Annotated in this window: 10 protein-coding genes and 12 pseudogenes; 11 read left to right on the forward strand and 11 right to left on the reverse strand. The window is 66.1% G+C overall.

Going from position 1 to position 20,399, the window contains the following annotated elements; translation table 11 throughout:
* Positions 1-3: 3 nt before the first annotated feature.
* Positions 4-225, reverse strand: a complete 222-nt coding sequence (locus AAF143_RS06035) for a hypothetical protein (protein WP_255009235.1) — start codon at positions 223-225, stop codon at positions 4-6.
* Here AAF143_RS06035 and pdxA point away from each other — a divergent pair.
* Positions 224-1,144 (forward strand): annotated as a pseudogene (pdxA, locus tag AAF143_RS06040) (4-hydroxythreonine-4-phosphate dehydrogenase PdxA); the annotation flags it as partial. The gene AAF143_RS06035 and the pseudogene pdxA sit on opposite strands and share 2 nt — an antisense overlap.
* Before the next feature lie 87 nt (positions 1,145-1,231).
* Here the strand turns inward: pdxA and accB are convergent.
* Positions 1,232-1,720 (reverse strand): acetyl-CoA carboxylase biotin carboxyl carrier protein, encoded by a 489-nt coding sequence (gene accB, locus AAF143_RS06045; RefSeq protein WP_255009237.1) that lies wholly within the window; start codon positions 1,718-1,720, stop codon positions 1,232-1,234.
* 9 nt (positions 1,721-1,729) lie between these two features.
* A complete protein-coding gene (efp, locus tag AAF143_RS06050) occupies positions 1,730-2,290 on the reverse strand; it encodes an elongation factor P (protein WP_255009238.1) in 561 nt (186 codons plus the stop codon).
* A gap of 66 nt (positions 2,291-2,356) precedes the next feature.
* Between efp and AAF143_RS06055 the strand changes: the two are divergent.
* From AAF143_RS06055 to AAF143_RS06065, 3 genes and pseudogenes are all read left to right on the forward strand, one after another.
* Positions 2,357-3,464, forward strand: a pseudogene (locus tag AAF143_RS06055) (peptidylprolyl isomerase).
* Positions 3,457-3,771: pseudogene (locus AAF143_RS06060) on the forward strand (AIR synthase related protein); the annotation flags it as partial. The pseudogenes AAF143_RS06055 and AAF143_RS06060, both read left to right, overlap by 8 nt.
* Positions 3,772-3,853: 82 nt before the next feature.
* Positions 3,854-4,450 (forward strand): thiamine-phosphate kinase, encoded by a 597-nt coding sequence (locus AAF143_RS06065; protein WP_414026928.1) that lies wholly within the window; start codon positions 3,854-3,856, stop codon positions 4,448-4,450.
* Positions 4,451-4,522: 72 nt separating this feature from the next.
* Here the strand turns inward: AAF143_RS06065 and gap are convergent, their stop codons facing one another.
* Complete coding sequence (gene gap / locus AAF143_RS06070; protein WP_255009244.1) at positions 4,523-5,545, reverse strand: type I glyceraldehyde-3-phosphate dehydrogenase; 1,023 nt, start codon at positions 5,543-5,545, stop codon at positions 4,523-4,525.
* Between the two features lie 168 nt (positions 5,546-5,713).
* On the opposite strand from gap, the pseudogene murC reads away from it, so the two are divergent.
* The 3 genes and pseudogenes from murC (at position 5,714) to AAF143_RS06085 (ending at position 8,418) form a co-directional block, all read left to right on the forward strand.
* Positions 5,714-7,152 (forward strand): annotated as a pseudogene (gene murC / locus AAF143_RS06075) (UDP-N-acetylmuramate--L-alanine ligase).
* A 3-nt stretch (positions 7,153-7,155) separates the two neighbouring features.
* Positions 7,156-8,056: pseudogene (gene murB, locus AAF143_RS06080) on the forward strand (UDP-N-acetylmuramate dehydrogenase).
* 26 nt (positions 8,057-8,082) lie between these two features.
* Positions 8,083-8,418 (forward strand): YbaB/EbfC family nucleoid-associated protein, encoded by a 336-nt coding sequence (locus AAF143_RS06085; RefSeq protein WP_255009250.1) that lies wholly within the window; start codon positions 8,083-8,085, stop codon positions 8,416-8,418.
* Positions 8,419-8,507: 89 nt separating this feature from the next.
* Here the strand turns inward: AAF143_RS06085 and rsgA are convergent, their stop codons facing one another.
* The 4 genes and pseudogenes from rsgA to grpE form a co-directional block, all read right to left on the reverse strand.
* The gene (gene rsgA / locus AAF143_RS06090; protein WP_414026648.1) at positions 8,508-9,395 is read right to left on the reverse strand and encodes a ribosome small subunit-dependent GTPase A; all 888 of its coding nucleotides are present in this window, start codon (positions 9,393-9,395) and stop codon (positions 8,508-8,510) included.
* Positions 9,385-9,609, reverse strand: a complete 225-nt coding sequence (locus AAF143_RS06095) for a sulfurtransferase TusA family protein (RefSeq protein ID WP_255009253.1) — start codon at positions 9,607-9,609, stop codon at positions 9,385-9,387. Before AAF143_RS06095 ends, rsgA begins: the two co-directional genes overlap by 11 nt.
* A pseudogene (gene dnaJ / locus AAF143_RS06100) lies at positions 9,609-10,720 on the reverse strand (molecular chaperone DnaJ). Before dnaJ ends, AAF143_RS06095 begins: the two are co-directional and overlap by 1 nt.
* A 91-nt stretch (positions 10,721-10,811) precedes the next feature.
* A pseudogene (grpE, locus tag AAF143_RS06105) lies at positions 10,812-11,524 on the reverse strand (nucleotide exchange factor GrpE).
* Positions 11,525-11,625: 101 nt separating this feature from the next.
* Here grpE and AAF143_RS06110 point away from each other — a divergent pair.
* From AAF143_RS06110 to AAF143_RS06120, 3 genes and pseudogenes are all read left to right on the forward strand, one after another.
* Positions 11,626-13,461 (forward strand): GspE/PulE family protein, encoded by a 1,836-nt coding sequence (locus tag AAF143_RS06110; RefSeq protein ID WP_255009259.1) that lies wholly within the window; start codon positions 11,626-11,628, stop codon positions 13,459-13,461.
* Positions 13,462-13,525: 64 nt separating this feature from the next.
* Complete coding sequence (locus tag AAF143_RS06115; protein ID WP_255009261.1) at positions 13,526-14,605, forward strand: type IV pilus twitching motility protein PilT; 1,080 nt, start codon at positions 13,526-13,528, stop codon at positions 14,603-14,605.
* Between the two features lie 23 nt (positions 14,606-14,628).
* Positions 14,629-15,890 (forward strand): annotated as a pseudogene (locus tag AAF143_RS06120) (type II secretion system F family protein).
* On the opposite strand, the pseudogene AAF143_RS06125 reads toward AAF143_RS06120, so the two are convergent.
* Positions 15,855-17,137, reverse strand: a pseudogene (locus AAF143_RS06125) (NAD(P)/FAD-dependent oxidoreductase). The pseudogenes AAF143_RS06120 and AAF143_RS06125 overlap by 36 nt on opposite strands.
* Positions 17,138-17,168: 31 nt before the next feature.
* Between AAF143_RS06125 and dusA the strand changes: the two are divergent.
* A pseudogene (gene dusA / locus AAF143_RS06130) lies at positions 17,169-18,157 on the forward strand (tRNA dihydrouridine(20/20a) synthase DusA).
* Positions 18,158-18,217: 60 nt separating this feature from the next.
* Here the strand turns inward: dusA and AAF143_RS06135 are convergent.
* A pseudogene (locus AAF143_RS06135) lies at positions 18,218-18,792 on the reverse strand (RNA recognition motif domain-containing protein).
* Positions 18,793-18,921: 129 nt separating this feature from the next.
* Positions 18,922-20,331: pseudogene (gene argH, locus AAF143_RS06140) on the reverse strand (argininosuccinate lyase).
* Between the last annotated feature and the right edge of the window lie 68 nt (positions 20,332-20,399).

The raw sequence follows: 20,399 nt of genomic DNA on the forward strand, positions 1-20,399 counted from the left end.
TCGCTACTCGGCTTTGACCAGGTCGCGGAAGCTCTTGTAATTGCTTGGTTGGGGTGTAAGGGGGTCGGTGGTCTCGTTGGTTTTATAGATATCTGTGTTCCAGGACTTCGCATTGGGCAGCTTGATATCACGGGCCATGCGGTCCCAGTTGGCCACCACCCACTCTTTATCCAAGGCGACACCGGCCCCCACCAGCACCAGTCCCAAAAGGAGCCAACGAAACATGAACCGTCTGCCCAACCGATCAGAGAGTAACGCGATTCGACTGGCGATTTCCGTAGGCGATCCTGCAGGCATCGGGTCCGAAGTGACCCTCAAAGCCCTGCACCGGCTCCGTCATCTCGAGCTTCATCCCGTGCTGGTGGGCTGCCGTCGCCAGCTGGAGCAGAGCTACCAGGGGTTGCGGGCCCTCAGCACCGAGCCGCTGATCGACCCCGCAGAGCTCGACATCATCGATCTTCCCTTGCCGCAAACAGTTCCAGCCGGTGAGGGAACGGCGATCAGTGGGCAGGCCAGTTTCCGCTGGCTGACCGCCGCCGCCGAACGGGTGCTGAACGGAGATTGCCAGGCCCTGGTCACCGCCCCGATCGCCAAACATGCCTGGCATGCCGCCGGCCATCACTACCCCGGCCAGACCGAACGGTTGGCGGAACTCTGCGCTGTGAGCGAAGCCTCGATGCTGTTCACGGCCCGCTCTCCCCATGGCTCCTGGCGGCTGAACACCCTGCTGGCCACCACCCACCTACCGCTGGCCCAGGTTCCCGACGCCCTGGACGCCCGAAGGGTGGAAATGAAACTTGATGTACTGCGCCAGTTCAGTCTTCGCTTCAACCCCACACCACAACTGGTGGTGGCGGGCTTGAACCCCCATGCGGGCGAAGCCGGCGTCCTCGGGGAGGAAGAGGTCACCTGGCTGGTACCCCTGCTCGAGCGCTGGCGCGGCCAGCACCCGGAGGTGGATCTGGTCGGTCCCCTGCCGCCGGACACCTGCTGGCTGAGCGCCGCCGAGGCCTGGCGCCGGGGCGGCGGCGGACCGGACGGATACCTGGCCCTCTACCACGATCAAGGGCTGATTCCGGTGAAACTCCTGGCCTTCGACGCGGCGGTGAACACCAGCCTCGGGCTGCCGTTCCTGCGCACCTCCCCGACCACGGCACGGGCTTTTCGATCGCCGGCCAGGGGATCGCCCGACCCGACAGCATGCAGGCGGCCCTGGAAACGGCCCTGGAACTCAGCCCGGCTTGACCCGCATCAGCACCTGGCCGAATTCCACCGGGGTGCCGTTGTCCAAGAGGATCTCGACCACCTCACCGCTGAACTCGGTTTCAAGCTCGTTCATGAGCTTCATCGCCTCAAGGATGCAGACGGTCTGACCGACGCTGATGCGCTGGCCGATCTCGACGAAATTGGGCTCACCGGGGGCCGAAGCCCGGTAGAACGTCCCCACCATCGGGGCCGTGATCGCCACCAGATCCCCACGGACGGCCGCCGCCGCGGGAGGAGCCGCCGATGGCACCGCGGTCGCCCCAGGCGGCGTCACCGCCGCCACGGGAGCGGCCGGGGCCAGCGGAGCGGCCGGCAGCAGCGACACCGCCTGGGCTGCGGGCAGGTTGCGCCGCACCTCAAGACGGAAGTCGTCGCCCTCGAGCTTGAGTTCCTGGATATCGCTGGCCCCCAGCAGGGCCAGCAGCTTCTGAAGCTGGTCGTAATCAAGCTGCATGGCGGCGCCTCAGGACTCCCGTCCCAGATAACTGTCAGTGCGGGTATCGATCTTGATCTTTTCGCCGATCGTGATGAACAGCGGCACCATCACCTGGGCACCGGTTTCGACGATCGCCGGCTTGGTGCCGCCTGTGGCGGTGTCGCCCTTGACACCGGGATCAGTCTGGGTGATCTCAAGCACCACCGAATTGGGCAGCTCCACCTCCAGGGGCTTGCCATTCCAGGAGACGACACTCACCGCCATGCCTTCTTTGAGGTATTTGCGGCCATCACCAATCTGTTTGGCCGTGAGCCGGGTCTCCTCGTAGGAGGCCATGTCCATGAAGACGTAGTCCTCGCCCTCCATGTAGGTGTGCTGGAGGGTGGCCTTCTCGAGCAGGGCCTGGGGCATGGTCTCCCCGGCCCGAAAGGTCTTCTCGACCACGTTGCCGCTCTGGACCCCCTTGAGCTTGGTGCGCACGAAGGCAGAGCCCTTGCCGGGCTTCACATGCAGGAACTCCACCACCCGCCAGACCTGGCCATCCAGCTCAATCGTTGTACCGGTACGAAAGTCGTTGCTGGAGATCATTCCGGCGGAACGGGTTCTGGCGGATTGTACGGCTGTGCCAAAGTCCAGTCAGAGGCTGGATTGGCCATGACAGGCACAGATCGAAGGATCGACGCAAGGCAAGGCGGGCAGGCCCTCGCCTGGCTGTTGGCCCTGGTGCTGGGCGGCCTGGTGAACCTCTCGGGCGCGGTCCCGGTCCTGGCGGCCCTGCCCCCGGCAACGCCATCACCGACCCCGCGGCGCTGCTGCGGGATGCCCTGCCGGTGGACCAGCCCCAACTGCAGGATCTGCAGCACCGGCTGGAGAACTCCAGCGATGATCTGCGGGCCAAGCGCTGGAGCGCCCTGGCCAACACGGTGCGGCGCACACAGTCGCTGTTCAGCGGCCAAAGGGGGCGATCCTGGCCAGCTTCCCGGAGGCCGACCGGGCCGCCACTGGGGCCCTGCTCGATCAACTCGATGGGCAGTTGCAGGCCCTGGCCGCCACCACCGAAACCCAGAACCGCGACGACTTCCTGGCCGCTCGCCGCCAGGCCCTGAGCACGATCGGCGCCGCAGAAGCGCTGCAGGTGGGGCCGTTCCCGTTCACGATCCCCGATCAATTCGCAGAACTGCCCCGCCTGCTGGGCCGAGCCACCGTGCGCCTGACCACCAACAAGGGTGATCTGACCGCTGTGGTGGACGGCTACAACGCCCCGCTCACCGCCGGAGCCTTCGTCGACCTGGTGCAACGAGGCTTCTACGACGGCCTGCCCTTCAACCGCGCCGAAGATTTCTACGTGCTCCAGACCGGCGCCCCCGCCGGCCCTGCCGACGGCTTCGTCGATCCGGTGAGCAAGCAGCAACGCCGGGTTCCCCTGGAGATCAAGGTGCCCGGCGAAAGCGAGCCCTTCTACAACCAGACCTTCGAGGAGCTGGGCCTGTTCAAAGCGTCCCCCAGCCTGCCCTTTGCCACCAAGGGCACCCTGGGCTGGGCCCACTCCGACGCCGACCTCGGCGACGGCTCCTCCCAGTTCTTCCTGTTCTTATTCGAACCGGAACTGACCCCGGCGGGCCTGAACCTGATCGACGGCCGTTATGCCGCCTTCGGCTACGTGGTGGACGGTTTCGATGTGCTTTCCGAACTCACCGCCGATGACGGCATCGTGAGCGCCAAGGTGCTGGAAGGGGCCGAGAACCTGCGGGCCCATGGCTGAACCGGCCACCCTGGCGGCGCTGGGGGAAGCCGAGCTGATCCGACGCCTGGAGGCTTACGCGCCCCCTGGCCAGTTCAACGATGACGGGGCCCTGCTAAAGGCACCGGGCGACCGTGTCCTGGTGGTCACCACCGATGTTCTGGTGGAGGGCGTTCACTTCAGCGACGCCACCATCGCGGCGGCTGACCTGGGCTGGCGGGCCGCCGCGGCCAACCTCTCTGATCTGGCGGCCATGGGCTGCCACTCTGTGCGGGGCCTCACCGTTGGACTGGTGGCCCCCGGCTCCACCGCCTGGAGCTGGGTGGAGGGGGTCTACGGCGGGCTGGGGGAGGTCCTGGCGCGCTACGGGGGCGATTTGCTGGGGGGACTGCAGCGCCGGGGAGCAGCGGATGCTGGCGATCACGGCCCTGGGGCAGCTGACGCCGGGGGAGGCAATCGGCCGCGGCGATGGCCGCCCGGGAGATCGGCTGGTCAGCACCGGCCCCCACGGCCTCAGCCGCCTGGGGCTCGCCCTGCTGCTGGGCGAAACGCCCAAAGAGTCCCTGGAGGGCGAGGGGGTTCAACGGGCCATCCGGGCCCATCGCCGCCCCCTCCCCCGCTTCGATGCCGTGGAAGCCCTGGAGCGCAGCCGACCGCCCCAGGAGCCCTGGCGGGTCGGCGGCACCGACAGCAGCGATGGCCTGGCCACGGCCGTGACCCTGCTGGCCCGCGGCAGCAGTTGCACCGCCCTGCTGGAGCGGGCCGCCCTACCGATCGATCCGACCCTGGCACCCCTTGCCCTGGCGGAGGCCTGGTGCCTCGGGGGCGGGGAGGACTTCGAGCTGGTGCTCGCCCTGTCCCCCGGCTGGTGCGAGGCCTTCTTGGACGCCCTGCCCGGCAGCGCGGCGATTGGCCGACTCGTCGAAGGCCCTGGGCAGGTGCTTTGGGCCGAAACGGGTGAGTCGCTCAGCCCGAATCTCGGCTACCGCCACTTCGAGGCCAACTGAACGGTTTCGACGCACTGAAGCGCTGCACAAAAAAGCCGCCCCATCCCAGGGGCGGCCAACATAAACGAAACGTCACTTCCAGTTCCTGGAGACCACTTCGGCCAGATCGACCACCCGCTGGCTGTAGCCCCACTCGTTGTCGTACCAGGCGATCACCTTCAGCATGTTGTCCCCCATCACCAGGGTGAGGTCGGAGTCGACGATCGCGGATTCGTCTGTGCCGGCGTGGTCGGAGGAGACCAGGGGCAGATCGGAGTACTTGATGATGCCCTTCATGGCACCCTCGGAAGCTCCCTTCAGCACGGCGTTCACTTCGTCCCGGTTGGTGGGGCGACCCACTTCCAGCACCATGTCCACCACCGACACATTGGGGGTGGGCACCCGCATGGCGATGCCGCTGAGCTTGCCCTTCATGGGCGGATAGACCAGGGCCACGGCCTGGGCGGCGCCCGTGCTGGTGGGCACGATGTTCACGGCGGCGGCCCGGGCCCGGCGCAGGTCGCGGTGGGAGGCGTCGAGAATGCGCTGGTCACCGGTGTAGCTGTGGGTGGTGGTCATCGTGCCCTTGACGATGCCGAAGGTCTGGTCGAGAACCTTGACCAGCGGTGCCATGCAGTTGGTGGTGCAGCTGGCATTGCTGAGGATGTCGAAATCCTCGTGCCGGTACTGATCGGCATTGACCCCCACCACGAAGGTGCCCACACCGGCACCCTTGCCGGGGGCGGTGAGAATCACTTTCCTGGCACCCGCCTGAATGTGCTTGCTGGCGCCCACGTCGTCGTTGAAGACGCCGGTGGCCTCGATCACCAGGTCCACGCCCCACTCCTTCCAGGGGAGGTTGAGCGGATTGCGGTCGGAGAAGCATTTGATCTCCCGGCCGTTGACGATGATCGCGCTATCGGAGTAGCTGACCTCGGCATCCCGGATGTGCCCGAGCATCGAGTCGTACTGGAGCAGGTGGGAGTTGGTGCGGGGATCGGACGTGTCGTTGAGACCAACCACCTCGATACCGGTGTTGACGCCACGGCTCAGCCAACAACGCATGAAGTTGCGACCAATTCGGCCGAATCCATTGATCGCAACACGCAAGGTCATGGCAGGGGGGAAACCCGTTACTAAAACGGGTGATTCGGATGCGAATCATACAGAAATAGGGGTCCGCCTTCCCCGGTCACGGCACGAACCGACAGATCTCGCCTTGCGACAGGCGCTAGAGACAAGGGGACCATCCCGGCTTAACTTCGATCAGGTTTGGACGCTCCCTTGGGACCTGTGCTCGATCGTCAGCAACCTCTCCACTTCATCGGGGTTGGCGGAATCGGGATGTCGGCGCTGGCGGGGATCCTGGCCGATCGGGGCTTCAACGTCAGCGGCTCGGACCCCAAGGACAGCGCCGTGCTCCAGGACCTGCGCCAGCGGGGGTTCGGGTGTTCCGTCAGCAGAACGGCGCCACCATTGATGCCATCCGCAGCGGCATCTCAAGGTCACCGCTGGTGGTGATCAGCACCGCCGTGCCGGAGGCAAACCCCGAACTGACCGCGGCCCGCTCCGCCGGCCTGGAGATCTGTCATCGCTCCGACGTGCTGGCGGCCCTGATCAACGGCCAGACCTCGATCGCCATCGCCGGCAGCCACGGCAAAACCACCACCAGCACCCTGGTGGCCACGCTCTTGTTGGCCACCAACCACGACCCCACGGCCGTGATCGGCGGCATCGTGCCCGCCTTCGGCAGCAATGGCCGCAACGGCGCCGGTCGGCTCCTGGTGGCGGAGGCCGATGAATCCGACGGCTCGCTGGTGAAATTCAGGCCCAGCCTCGGGGTGATCACCAACCTGGAGCTCGACCACACCGATCACTACCCCGACCTGGGGACCCTGATCGCCACCTTGAAGCGGTTCGCCAGCGGCTGCGAATCGGTGCTGGCCAACCACGACGATCCGATCCTGCGGAAGCACTTCGAGCCCCAGGCCTGGTGGTCGGTCAGCCGCAGCGAAGGGATGGATTTCGCCGCCCTTCCCCGGCGCCTCGATGGCGACCGCACCGAAGCCGAGTTCTTCGAACAAGGCCAGAGCCTGGGCCTGTTCGAGCTGCCCCTGCCGGGTCTCCACAACCTCAGCAACGCCACCGCCGCCCTGGCCGCCTGCCGGCTCCAGGGGTGTCCTTCGCCGAACTGAAGCAGGCGATCCAGTCGCTGCAGCCCCCTGGCCGCCGATTCGACTTCCGCGGCAGCTGGCACGGGCGCCAGGTGGTCGACGACTACGCCCATCACCCCAGCGAGGTGGGGGCCACTCTGGCGATGGCGCGGTTGATGATCAGCAGCGGCCGCAGCCCCTGCCGGTGCCCCCCGCCGGCTGGTGGCGGTGTTCCAGCCCCATCGCTACAGCCGCACCGCCGAATTTCTCGAGGGCTTCGCCAAGGCGCTCTGCGAAGCCGACGCGGTGCTGCTGGCACCGCTCTATGCGGCCGGCGAGGCCCCCATCAAGGGCATCTCCAGCGAAGCGCTCGCCCAGTGCATGGCTCGGCTCAAGCCCGATCTGCCCGTATGGGTGAGCCAGGATCTCCTGCACCTGGCCGAACAGGTGGGTCGCCACAGCCGGGAAGGGGATCTGGTGCTGGCCATGGGTGCCGGTGACGTGAATGGTCTCTGGGACGGACTCCAGGCCCTGGAAAAACCCAACGCCGCCCCGGCCCTGGCGGCCTGAGCGATGGCCACTGGTCTGCGCCCTGCCGGCCTGCGCCAGGCGATCCCGCTCGCGGAGTACACCACCTGGAAAGTGGGGGGCCCGCCCAATGGTTCGCCGAGCCGGAAACCCCCGAACAGCTGATCTCCCTGAGCCGCTGGGCGACGGTCGAGGGTCTCGACCTGCAGCTGATCGGCGCCGGCTCCAACCTGCTGATCGCCGACGCCGGTCTGGGGGGACTGATCCTCTGCCTCCGCCGTCTCCAGGGCAGCACACTTGAGGCAAGCTCTGGGTTGGTGGAGGCCCAAGCAGGGGAGCCGATCCCCACCCTGGCCCGCAAGGCTGCCCGCGCCGGTCTCAGTGGGCTGGAGTGGGCGGTGGGCATCCCCGGCACCGTGGGCGGGGCCGTGGTGATGAACGCGGGGGCCCAGGGGGCTGCACGGCCGACTGGCTTGAGGAAGTGACCGTGCTCGACCCCGGGCGCGGCCGCACACCCTTCGTGCTCAAGGCGGCGGAGCTGGCCTTCGCCTACCGCCACAGCCGTCTGCAGGAGGAACCCCTGGTGGTGCTCTCGGCCCGGTTTCGGCTGACGGCGGGCCATGACCCGGCGGAGATCAGCCGGCGCACCAGCGCCAACCTGCTCAGCCGCACCAGCACCCAGCCCTACCAGCAACCAAGTTGCGGCAGCGTCTTCCGCAACCCGGAACCCCTGAAGGCGGGCCAACTGATCGAGAACCTGGGACTCAAGGGCACCCGGGTGGGCGCCGCCCAGGTTTCGCCGTTGCACGCCAACTTCATCGTCAACACAGGCGGTGCCACGGCCAGGGACATCGATGGGCTGATCGCCCTGGTGCAGCAGCAGGTGCTCGCCGCCCATGGACTCTGGCTGCATCCAGAGGTGAAACGACTGGGCCCCAGGACCTAGCCTGCCCAGACCTCCGCATCGCATCCATGTCCGGCTTCGGGCTTCCCAACTTCGGCCAGCTCACCGAAGCGTTCCGCAAGGCCCAGCAGATCCAGCAGGACGCCCAGAAACTGCAGGATGAACTCGATGCGCTCGAACTGGAGGGGAAGAGTGAGGATGGCCGCGCCAGTGTCTGGCTGTCGGGCAACCAGCAGCCGCTGAGGATCAGCCTCGCGCCTGAACTGGTGAGCGAAGGCGCCGTAGCCACCGAAACCGCCACCCTTGAAGCGCTCAAGGCGGCCTATGAGCTCTCCACCACCACGATGAAGGAGCGCATGGAGCAGCTCACCGGCGGTCTCAATTTGCCGGGTTTCGGAGGCTGATCTCTCCCTCATCCTCGATTTCCTCCTGAAGCCGCTGACGCTGCAGACGGCGGGAGTCCCCGGTCCGCTGGGGCACAGGCACCGAGCGTTCACGGGGGCCTCAGCGCCGAAGGCGATGTCCTGCAGGCACTGGCCGTAGAGCCCGTACCGGTCCCAGTGCTGGCCGACGGCGCAGCCGGGATCCCCTGGTGGAGACAATTCTTGAACCGACAGGGGCTGATCGCCAGCGCCTGGCGGATCTCGGGAAACAGTCGTCCCAGGGCCTGGGGATCGCTGGGCAGATCGGGCCGGTTGAAGCCCGGAGAATCCGCCACCAGCGCCCCTTGGGCCAGGGCAAACAGCTCCACGTGGCGGGTGGTGTGGCGCCCCCGCTGCAGGCGACCTGACACGGCGGCCACCCGCAACCGCAACGCCGGCAGCAGGGCATTGAGCAGGCTGCTCTTGCCCACCCCCGAGGGCCCGCAGAGCACGCTGAGCCCCGGAGTGGAGAGCCGAGCCGCCAGCTCGCCCAACCCCAGACCGCTCAGGCTGGACACCGCCAGGGCCGCGTAGCCCCAACCCTCCAACCGCCTCACCCACGCCTCCACCTGCTCTGTGGGCACCTGATCGGCCTTGCTGAACAACACCTCCACCTGCTGGTGGCTGCGCTCGGCGGTGATCAGGAAACGGGTGAGCTGAAGGGGATCGGGTTCGGGTTGAGCCAGGGAGACCACCACGACGATGCGGGTGCAATTGGCCACGGCCGGCCGCTCCAGCAGGCTCTGCCGATCCCCGCGCCCAGCGATGGCGCCGCGCCGCTCCACCCAGTCGATCGCCTCCACGCTCACCCAATCACCCACACAGATCTGCTGACCGCGCTTCCCCAGCCGGGTGCGGCGGGTGCACAGCAGGCGCTCGACCGCTCCGGGACCGGGTCGGCTGAGCTGCACCTGGCAGAAATTGGCCTGAAGGGCCACCACCCGGGCCTCAGCCGCCATGGCGGCGGATCAGCAGGCGCACGGAGCCGTTTTCGCTGGGGCTCACCTCCACCGCGTGACCCTCACGGCGCAAACCCTCACCCACGGAACGCTCCGGCTCCCCCGCCTCCAGATCCACCCACAGGCACTCGCCGGGCTCGATCGCCTCAAGGGCCAACCGGGCGCGGATGAAGTTCACCGGACAGGGGGTACCGCGCAGGTCGAGGGCGTGCATCAACCGAACAGCCCGCCGAACAGGCCGCTCTTGTGGGGATGGTCCTTGCTGGCGTGGTGACCGGCCAGTTGATCGAGCAGGGAGCGTTCCTCGCTCGAGAGCTTGGTGGGCAACTTCACCTTGATGGTGAACTGATGATTGCCTCGCGCCACAGGGTTGCCGAGCTTGGGCACCCCCTTGCCCGTCAGCGTGAGCACCGCGCCGGGCTGGGTGCCGGCTGGAATCTCAAGGGTTTCCGGGCCATCCACCGTTTCCACCTCGATGCGATCGCCCAGGATCGCCTGCAGGTAGCTGACGCTGACCTCGGAGTGGATGTGGATCCCGTCGCGGCGCAGCTGGGAATTGGTCTGAACGGTCAGGAACACATACAGATCCCCCGCGGGGCCGCCCCGCTGGCCAGCGTTGCCCTCACCGGCCACCCGCAGGCGGGTGCCGGAATCGACCCCGGCGGGAATGTTCAGGCGCAGCTTCTTGCGCACCTGCTGCAGGCCCTGGCCACCACAGGCATTGCAGGGGTCGGCGATCACCTGGCCGGTGCCCTCACAGGTGGGGCAGGGGGCCACCTGGGTGAAGCTGCCGAAGGGAGTGCGGGTGGCCCGACGCACCTGGCCGGCACCGTTGCAGGTGCCACAGGTGGTGGGCCCGCTGCCTGATTTCGCCCCGGAACCACTGCAGGTGGTGCAGGTTTCCAGATGGCGGATCTGCACGTCCCGCTCCTGGCCGAAGATCGCCTCCTTGAAGCTGATCGTGAGGTCAAGGCGCAGGTCATCCCCCTGGCGAGGGCCGCGGCGGCGGGGCCCGGAGCGCCGCCAGCTCCGCCGAATCCGCTGAAGAAGGTCTCGAACAGGTCGGCGAACCCGCCCATATCGCCCATGTCGGGGGCTCCGGCGGCACCGCCCAGGCCCGCCTCACCGAACTGGTCGTAGCGGGAGCGGGTCTGGGGATCGCTGAGCACCTCGTAGGCGCGACCGATTTCCTTGAAGCGATCCTCGGCGCCGGGATCCTTGTTGATGTCCGGGTGGTACTGGCGAGCCAGACGGCGGTAGGCCCGCTTGAGGGTCTCGGCGTCTGCCTCCCGTGGCACCCCAAGCAGGTCGTAGTAATCCGCCATCGGCCCTGTCAGTCGCTGCCACCCTAAAACTCACCAGCGGCCACTCCGAAGGGGTGAGAACCGACCCCCGCGCCTGGGACCAGCAGAGGTCTCAGCCCGCCTGGACGTCCTGCGCTGCCGGGTTGGGGGCGTCACCGGAGCTGGGACCAGGGCCCATCGACACCTTCACCAGTGCGTGGCGCAACACACGCCCATCGAGGTGGTACCCCCGCTGCAGCTCGGCGATCACCACGTCTTCGGGGTGCTCCTCACTTGGCTCCCGCAGCACCGCCTCGTGCAGGCTGGGATCAAAGGGTTCCCCCTCCACCCGCATCGGGGACACCCCCAACTGCTTGAACACGTCCACCAACTGTTTGTAGAGACCCTGGTAACTGCGATGCAGGCTCAGGGCCTCCTCCCCTCGGGGTTGAGCTGCTGGCGAGCCCGATCGAAGTTGTCCACCACCGGCAGAACTTCGCTCAAGGTGGAACAGATGATCTGCTGCTTGAGGTCGTCCTGATCGCGGCTCTGGCGCTTGCGGAAGTTGTCGAAATCGGCGGCAATGCGCATGTATTGGGCCCGCAGGCTCTCGTTGTCGGCCTTGAGGCGCTCGATCTCGGCTTCGAGAAGGGGACGTCGCTCGGCATCGCCCCCTTCCGCCTGAGGAGCCCGAAAGGCGTCAGCCTGGGCCGAAGCGTCTACCGGCTCGCCCGCCGCCTGGCCGGCGTCGGCCCCGAGCCCGTTGAGGTCATCCACCGGGTGGTCTGACGCGCCCTCGGCGGCATGGTTGCCCTGGGAAGAGGAAGGCGTGGCTTCGCCGCTCATGCTGACTGAACCAGAATTTGGACTTAGACATGTTGAACGTCTGGGCCCGCCTCCCACAAGCGGGGAAGCCCGCACCTTTGAACCTCCAGCCTGCCGTCGCCATGACCCTCACGCCCGCCCGTCCGGTTCCCGCTGCCAAGACCGTGGCCCAGCAACGGCTTGAAGTGGAGTTGCTGATGGGGGAACAGGTGCTGCGGCCGGACGTGCTGGCCCGTGGCGGCGCCGAAGCCAGCGGCAACGAAGCGGTGCTCAGCCCTGAACGCAGCCGCGAACTGGGCTGTCTGGTGGTGGGCAGGGAGGGGAACCGGGCAACGATCGCCATCCCTACGTTCTGGGGCCTGGAGCAACGGCTGGCCCTCGGGGAAGAACTGACCGCCAAGGGCCTCGAGACCGAGCTGCGGATGGCACTGCAGGAAGAGATCGAAGCCGCCCTCAGCGGTCAATCCCTCGTCCCCGACGACAGCGATGCCGGCGCCCTGCTGGAGGAGCCCATCGAGGGGGAAGGCGAGGAAGAGTTACCACCAGTTCGGCTCTCCCTGCTTGATGACCTCAACATCCCCGGACGGTTGGAGGAGTCCCAGGAGGAGGACCCCAACAACATGGACCTGGAGTCCAGCATCAACGCCTCCAACGCCTCACCGATCATCAGCCTGGTGGACAAGATCCTGATCCAGGCGCTGAGTACGGGCACCAGTGATATTCACGTCGAACCACAGGAAGATGGCCTGGTGATCCGTTTCAGGCAGGACGGGGTGCTGCAACAGCTGGAAAAACTGCCCAAGAACATCATTCCAGCGGTCACCTCACGCTTGAAAATCATGTCCGAGCTGGACATCGCCGAGCGTCGCATGCCCCAGGATGGCCGCATCAGACGGGTGTTCAGGGGCCGCACCTTCGATCTTCGGGTCAGCACACTTCCTACCAAGTATGGGGAGAAAGTGGTGATGCGGCTGCTGGACAGCGGCGCCACCCAGCTGGGCCTCGACAAGCTGATCACCGATCCTGTTGCCCTGGAAACCCTTCGCGACCTTGGTTCGAAACCCTTCGGCATGATTCTGGTGACCGGGCCCACAGGCTCGGGTAAATCCACCACGCTCTATTCGCTCCTGGCTGAGCGCAACAGCCCGGACATCAACATTTCCACGGTCGAAGATCCAATCGAATACACCCTCAAGGGCATCACCCAGAGCCAGGTGAACCGTGAAAAGGGCTTCGACTTCTCCCTGGCGCTGCGGGCCTTCATGCGTCAGGATCCCGACGTGCTCCTGGTGGGGGAAACCCGGGACCTGGAAACCGCCAAGACCGCCATTGAGGCGGCCTTGACCGGACACTTGGTGCTCACCACCCTCCATTGCAACGACGCCCCCAGCGCCATCGCCCGCCTGGCGGAAATGGGTGTGGAGCCGTTCATGGTCAGCGCCTCCCTGCTTGGGATTGTCTCCCAGCGTCTGGTGCGCCGCGTCTGCCCCAGCTGCCGCATGGAGTATCACCCCTCTTCGCAGGAATTGGGGCGCTTCGGACTGCTCAGCAGCTCTGAGGAAAATGTCACCTTCTACAAAGCCAAAAAAACCAACCATGTCGGCAGTGGCATCTGCCAGACTTGTCAAGGCAGCGGTTATAAGGGTCGGATCGGAATCTATGAAGTTCTGCGAATCAATGAAAATCTGACCTCGGCGATCTCCCAGCAAGCCACCACTGATCAGATTCGCAAAATTGCGATCGAATCGGGCATGAAGACCTTGCTTAGCTACGGACTAGATCTGGTCCGTCAGGGCTACACAACCCTGGAGGAAATTGAACGCATGATCCTCACCGACTCAGGTCTGGAATCGGAGCGCCGGGCCCGAGCGATCACCACGAGCACCTGCCGGGGCTGCGGCGCCGGCATGCGCGATGAATGGCTCGAGTGCCCCTACTGCCTGACAGCCCGTGGCTGAAACTCGTTTCGATGCTTGCTGTTTGCCTTCTGATCGAACACAATAGGCGAAAAGCATCGCGGCCATGGAGCTCTTGATCGAAGACCTGATGATGAAAGTGGTCAAGGATGGCGGCAGCGACCTTCACCTCGCCACAGGACACCCTCCCTACGGTCGATTCAATGGCCAACTTCAGCCGATCACAGAAGACAAACTCTCCGAGGAAGACTGCAACCGGCTGATTTTTTCCATGGTGAACAATGCTCAGCGCAAACAGCTGGAGCAAAACTGGGAACTGGATTGTTCCTACGGCCTCAAGGGCGTGGCCCGCTTTCGGGTCAACGTCTACCGCCAGCGAGGTACTTACGCCGCCTGCCTGCGGGCCCTGGGCAACGACGTTCCCAGCCTGGAATCCCTCAACCTGCCTCCTGTGGTGGAGGAAATGAGCCGCAAGCCCCGGGGCCTGGTGCTGGTCACCGGACCCACCGGATCAGGGAAAACCACCACGCTGGCGGCCCTGCTCGATCACATCAACCACACCAGGGCCGAACACATCATCACGGTCGAAGATCCGATCGAATTCACCTACAAAAACGATAAATCTCTGGTGCATCAACGCCAGCTCCATGACGACACCAAGAGCTTCGCCAATGCCCTGCGGGCAGCCCTGCGCGAAGACCCGGATGTGATTCTGGTGGGGGAAATGCGCGACCTGGAAACGATTCAGCTGGCCATCACCGCCGCCGAAACGGGCCACCTGGTCTTCGGAACCCTGCACACCAGCTCCGCCGCCCAGACCGTGGACCGCATGGTGGATGTGTTTCCGGCGGCCCAGCAGACCCAGATTCGGGTGCAGCTGAGCAACAGCCTTCTGGCCGTCTTCTCGCAGACCCTGTGCAAGCGGCTCAATCCTGAGCCCGGTCAGTTCGGCCGGGTGATGGCCCAGGAGATCATGATCAACACGCCCGCCCTCGGGAACCTGATCCGTGAAGGCAAGACAGCCCAGATCTACTCCCAGATCCAGACCGGTGCCACCTTCGGCATGATCACCCTGGAGAAGGCCTTGGCCGATATGGTTCTCAGAGGCGAGATCAGCGCCAAAGAGGCCCAGGGCAAAGCCAGCAAGCCAGAGGAATTGAACCGGCTGCTCGAAAACAAGATTTGATTCATTCCCTCTCTTAACGATCGATGCCCACCTTCACCGCCACCTACACCAACACCCTGGGTCAGCAACGACAGCTGAAACTCACAGCGGCCGATCAAAATGCGGCCAAACGGGACCTGCGGCGCCGGGGCATCGCCCCTTCAAGCCTGGTGGCCGGCAATGGCGCCCAAGCCGGAGCCAAGGGGGAGCCGAGAAGAAAGGCGCCAATTCACTCCTCAGCATGGAACTGGGCGCAGCCTTTGAAAAGGTCCCAGGGGTGAAGGACAAGGCGATCTTCGCCACCAAATTGGCGGCCATGGTCGATGCGGGCGTGCCGATCGTGCGCAGCCTTGATCTGATGGCCCACCAGCAGAAGTTGCCCATGTTCAAACGGGCGATCAGCCAGATCAGTGTGGATGTGAACCAGGGCGGCAACCTGGGAAGCTCCATGCGCAAGTTTCCCAAGATCTTTGATCGGTTGTTCGTGGCCATGGTGGAGGCGGGCGAGGCCGGCGGTGTGCTGGATGAAACCCTCAGGCGCCTGGCGATTCTGCTCGAGAACATCTCAAAGCTTCAGAACCAGATCAAGGGGGCCCTGGGCTATCCCGTTGCCGTGTTCGTCATCGCCATCGGCGTTTTTCTGGGAATGACGATCTTCGTGATCCCTCAATTTGCCGATATCTTCAAACAACTGGGCGCTGAACTACCCGCCTTCACGCAAGCCCTGGTGAATCTCAGCGCTCTGTTGCGATCCTCCTTCTCCTTCTTTCTGGTCGGTGGAATCATGCTGGCGGCCTGGCTTTTTGGCCGCTTTTATGCCACACCAGCGGGGCGACGCAAGGTGGATGCCTTGATGCTTAAGGTTCCCCTCTTTGGTGACCTCATCCAAAAAAGCGCCACCGCCCAGTTTTGCCGCGTCTACAGCTCCCTGAGCAGGGCAGGCGTGCCGATCCTGCTTTGCCTGGAGATCGTTCAGGAAACCGCCGGCAACACGATCATCTCCGATGCGATCGGCGCCTCCAGAAAAGATGTGCAGGAGGGCATCCCCCTCAGCAGCTCCTTGAACAAGGGAAATGTGTTTCCAGAGATGGCGATGAGCATGTTGGCGATCGGCGAGGAAACCGGTGAAATGGATAAGATGCTGACCAAAGTGGCCGACTTTTACGAGGACGAAGTGAGTACTACCACCAAAGCACTGACGGCCTTGATCGAACCGTTCATGATCGTGATCGTCGGCGGCATGGTGGCCTCCATCCTGGTGGCGATGTATCTACCGATGTTCTCCGTCTTCGACAAGATCCGCTGACGCGGCCAACGCCCGTCCCGCGAGCCAACCGGAGCTCCAGCAGTGCTGGAAATTGAAGCCACCGGTGATGCCATCCACATCCAATAACTCTCCGGCGAAATACAGCCCGGTCAGCTTGCGGCTGGCCATGGTGGCCAGGTTCACCTCCCCGAGGCTCACCCCCCAGCGGTGACGAACTCTTCGCCAAAGGGGCCACGACCCCCCACCGCGTAGCGGCTGGCCCGAAGGGCGTCGATCAGGGCCTTTTGCTGGGGCCGCCGCAGCTCCGCCCAACGGCCCGTGCCCTCGATGCCGCAAACGGCCAGCAGATGCAGCCAGAGCCGGCGGCTGAGCTCGGGCCAGGGCCGCCAGCTGCTCAACTGACGACGGGCCTGATCACGCCGCAGTCCCTCGAAGGCAACCTCCAGATCCTGCTGGCTGCGGCCACCGCTCCAATCCACCCGTAGCTGAGCGCGGTATCCCTGCTCCTTCAACGCCCGGGCGGCGAAGGCGGTCAGCCGCAGGGTGGCCGGACCGCTGAGGCCCCAGTGGGTCACCAGCACCGGCCCCTGCTGCTGGAAGCGAGCTCCCGGAAGCTCCAACTGCAGGCGCACCGGATCCATGACCACCCCGGCTAGCTCCTGCAACGGGTTGGGTTTCAGCGCCAGCGTGAACAGCGAAGGCACCGGCGGCACGAGCGTGTGGCCGAGGCGCGCGGCGATCTGACGGCCGCTGGGGTGACCGCCGGTGGCCAGCAGCAGCTGGCAGCAGCGCAACTCCGTGGGGCCTTCGCTCGCTCGCAGGCTCAGCTCAAAACCCTCTGGCTGGAGCGCTTCGGCCGTTTGCAGGGCCGCACCGGTGCGCAGGGTCACCCCCGCCGCCTGGGCCGCCTCCCGAAGGCTGGCCACCACCGCACTCGAGCGGTTGCTGCGGGGGAACAGGCGCCCATCGGCTTCCTCCACCAGCTCCAGGCCGTGGGCCTTGAACCACTCGACCGCCTCGGCAGTGGCAAAGCGGCTGAAGGGACCCAGTAACGCCCGGCCGCCCCGGGGGTAATGGCCCACCAACGCGCGGGGGTCCCAGCAGGCGTGGGTGACATTGCAACGGCCACCACCGCTGATCAACACCTTCGCCAGGGGTGTGGGGGTGGCCTCCAGCAGCAGCACCCCTTTGAGCCCCGCTTCGGCGGCGCTGATCGCCGCCATGAACCCCGCTGCACCACCACCGGCCACCACCAGGGGCCAGGGGGTCGCAAACGCTGGAGGCATGGGTGGACCGGGCGAAGGGCAGCATGGGGCGATGGATGACGTCTTCGCCGCCCATCGCTTCAGTGTGGCTCCGATGATGGACTACACCGATCGGCACTTTCGGGTGCTGATGCGCCAGATCACCCGCCGCAGCCTGCTCTACACCGAGATGGTCGTGGCCCAGGCCCTGCACCACGGCAGGCGGGAGACGCTCCTGGCCTTCGATCCCAGCGAGAAACCCCTGGCCCTTCAGGTGGGTGGCGATGATCCGGCCCAGCTCGCCCAGGCCGCCCGCTTGGCCGCCGACTGGAATTACGACGAGATCAACCTGAACCTGGGCTGTCCCAGTGAAAAGGTGCAGAAGGGCCGCTTCGGGGCCTGCCTGATGGCTCAACCGGACAGGGTCGCCCAATGCGTGGCGGCCATGGCCGCCGCCGGGCCCCTGCCCGTGACCGTCAAGCACCGCATCGGCATCGATGCGCTCGATTCCTTCGAAGCCCTGCTGGCCTTCGTCGACCGGGTGGCCGCCGCCGGAGCGAGTCGCTTCAGCGTGCACGCGCGCAAGGCCTGGCTCAGCGGCCTCGACCCCAAGCAGAACCGCACCATTCCCCCCTGCGCCCCGAGCTCGTTCACCAGCTCAAGCAGGAACGGCCGGAGCTGCGCATTGAACTCAATGGCGGTCTGCAGCACCTGGAGGACTGCCGTCCCCACCTGGAGCATCTCGACGGGGTGATGGTGGGGCGGGCCGCCTACGACCACCCCCTGCGCTGGCGGAGTGTGGACCGGGACCTGTTCGGCGAGAGCGGGGCAACGCTGGCCTCGGCCTCATCGGTGGTGCGGGGCTTGGTTCCCTATGCGGAGCGCTGGTGTGCCGGCGGCGGGCGGCTATGGCCGATCGCCCGCCACCTGGTGCAGGTGGTGGAAGGGGTGCCTGGAGCGCGCCACTGGCGCCGGCAGCTTGGTGAAGCCGCCGGGGCCAGAGGCGCGGGGCCGGAGGTGCTGGTGAGGGCGGCCCTGCAACTGGAGGACCGCGGCCTCTGAATCAAGCCGGCTGATTACCCTGCACCGGCAGATCCCCGGGACCAAGGGAGCGGCCCTGGCTCAGACCTCAGCCCCGCCGTAGCCATCGTCGCTGGAGCTGTCGGCTCCAGCACCGGTGCTGCCGCTGCGCCGCCGGCGGCTGCGGCCCTCCTCGAAGCCCTCGGCGCCACCGCCGTAGCTGCGGTCCTCCCAGCCGCTGGCCCCGGAACCCCGTTCGGTCTCCGCGCCGGACGCGGGGCTGGCGGCACCCCGATAGCCGCCACCGCCACCGCCACCCACGCCATAACCACCACCACCGCCGTAGCCACCGCGCTCGGCCGGACGATCACCGCCATAGCCTCCACCACCGCCGCCGCCGCCGTAACCGCCACCCGAACGCCTGGGGGCGCCACTGCCACGGGGCTCTGCCTTGTTGATCCGCAGCGGACGGCCCATCAATTCGGCGCCCTGCAGGGCGTCAATAGCGCGGCCTTCGGCGGCATCATCGGCCAGTTCGACGAAGGCGAATCCCCGCTTGCGCCCGGTGTCCCGCTCCAGGGGAGGGAGCAATTGACCACACCACCGAAGGGGGCAAACAACTCCGCCACGTCTTCCTGCTCCGCGCGGAAGGGGAGGTTACCGACAAAAATGCTCACGGACGGATGGGACCGAATGACCGGGATCGGGGAGGTCACAGCACACGATCCAAGGATCGAATCAGTGACCTCTCACCTTCCAAGATTAGTCCGAATGGGACATCCGACCACGCCCCGAAAAACGCACGTTCAGGGCTCCAGACGGGCCGCGGCCCTCCGCAGTTGCTTCGCCACCTGCTCGAATCCGGTCCCCCCTCACTGCGTCGGGCCGCCACCACCTGGCGGGGGTGGATCGCTTCAAAAATGTCGGCGGCGAAGGCCGGATGAAGCTCCTGCCAACGCTCCAGGGGCAGTTCCCGCAGCAGGACCCCCTCGGCCAGACAGCGCTTCCACCAGTCCTCCCACCAACTGATAGGCCTCTCGAAACGGCACCCCCTTGGCCGCGAGATAGTCGGCCACATCGGTGGCGTTGGAGAAATCGGCCGCCACCGCCGCCTCCAGGCGCTCAGGGCGGAAGCTGATCCCTTCTTCCAACAGGATCGCCATCGCCTCGAGGCAATCGAGCGTGGTGCGAACCACGTCGAACAGGGCCTCCTTGTCCTCCTGGAAGTCTTTGTTGTAAGCCAGGGGCAGGCCCTTGATCATCACCAGCAGGCCCTGGAGATGGCCGAAGACCCGGCCGGCCTTGCCCCGCACCAGCTCGGGCACATCGGGGTTCTTCTTCTGGGGCATCAGGCTGCTGCCGGTGGCGCAGCGGTCGCTGAGGCGCACGAACCCAAACTCCTCACTGGCCCAGAGAATCACCTCCTCACTCAGGCGGCTGAGGTGCACCATCACCAGGCTGGCGGCGGCACTGAACTCGACGGTGAAATCCCGGTCGCTGACGGCATCGAGGCTGTTGGCGTAGATCGCTTCGAAGCCCAGGGCCTCGGCGGTGTGACGGCGATCGATCGGCACCGGGGTCCCCGCCAGGGCCGCTGCGCCCAAAGGAGAGATGTTCACCCGCCGGCGCAGGTCGCCCAGGCGCTGGCGATCGCGCTCGGCCATCTCCACGTAGGCCAGCAGATGGTGGGCCAGACAGATCGGCTGAGCCCGCTGCAGATGGGTGTAGCCCGGAATCAGGGTCTGAGCATGGGCCTCGGCCAGGGCGAGCAACGCCCGCTCGTACCGCACCAGGGCCCCGTCGATGTGGTCGATCTTCTGCCGCAACCACAGCCGCAGGTCGGTGCCCACCTGGTCGTTGCGGCTGCGGCCGGTGTGCAGCTTCTTGCCCAGGGAACCCAACAAGTCGATCAGCCGCCGCTCGACGGCGAAATGCACGTCCTCGGCCTCCAGCCCGGGGTTGAACGCACCGGCCGCCGCCTCGGCGCGGATGGTCTCCAGGCCCGCCACCAGCTGCTCGGCCTCCTCGGCCGTGATCACGCCGCAGCTGCCGAGCATGCGGGCATGGGCGATCGAGCCGTCCAGGTCCTGGGGCAGCAGCTCGAGGTCGAAGCCGATCGAGGCGTTGAAGCGCTCGATCGCCGGATGCAGCCCCTGCTCGAAACGGTTGCTCCAGCTGCCGTCCGCACCCCCGTGACACCGACCGCCGGCTTGGATTCAGGTGCGTCGGGTGCCATCGGGGCCGCTGAACAACCGCAATCCTTCAGCTTGGCACCCGACGCCAA

This window comes from Cyanobium sp. ATX-6F1 (assembly GCF_047395825.1).
In the GTDB taxonomy this organism is placed as follows: domain Bacteria; phylum Cyanobacteriota; class Cyanobacteriia; order PCC-6307; family Cyanobiaceae; genus ATX-6F1.

Coding starts and splice junctions, on each gene's coding strand:
- AAF143_RS06035 (WP_255009235.1), bottom strand. CDS start 225: ATGTTTCGTTGGCTCCTTTTGGGACTGGTGCTGGTGGGGGCCGGTGTC.
- accB (WP_255009237.1), bottom strand. CDS start 1,720: ATGCAGCTTGATTACGACCAGCTTCAGAAGCTGCTGGCCCTGCTGGGG.
- efp (WP_255009238.1), bottom strand. CDS start 2,290: ATGATCTCCAGCAACGACTTTCGTACCGGTACAACGATTGAGCTGGAT.
- AAF143_RS06065 (WP_414026928.1), top strand. CDS start 3,854: ATGCTGGCGATCACGGCCCTGGGGCAGCTGACGCCGGGGGAGGCAATC.
- gap (WP_255009244.1), bottom strand. CDS start 5,545: ATGACCTTGCGTGTTGCGATCAATGGATTCGGCCGAATTGGTCGCAAC.
- AAF143_RS06085 (WP_255009250.1), top strand. CDS start 8,083: ATGTCCGGCTTCGGGCTTCCCAACTTCGGCCAGCTCACCGAAGCGTTC.
- rsgA (WP_414026648.1), bottom strand. CDS start 9,395: ATGGCGGCTGAGGCCCGGGTGGTGGCCCTTCAGGCCAATTTCTGCCAG.
- AAF143_RS06095 (WP_255009253.1), bottom strand. CDS start 9,609: ATGCACGCCCTCGACCTGCGCGGTACCCCCTGTCCGGTGAACTTCATC.
- AAF143_RS06110 (WP_255009259.1), top strand. CDS start 11,626: ATGACCCTCACGCCCGCCCGTCCGGTTCCCGCTGCCAAGACCGTGGCC.
- AAF143_RS06115 (WP_255009261.1), top strand. CDS start 13,526: ATGGAGCTCTTGATCGAAGACCTGATGATGAAAGTGGTCAAGGATGGC.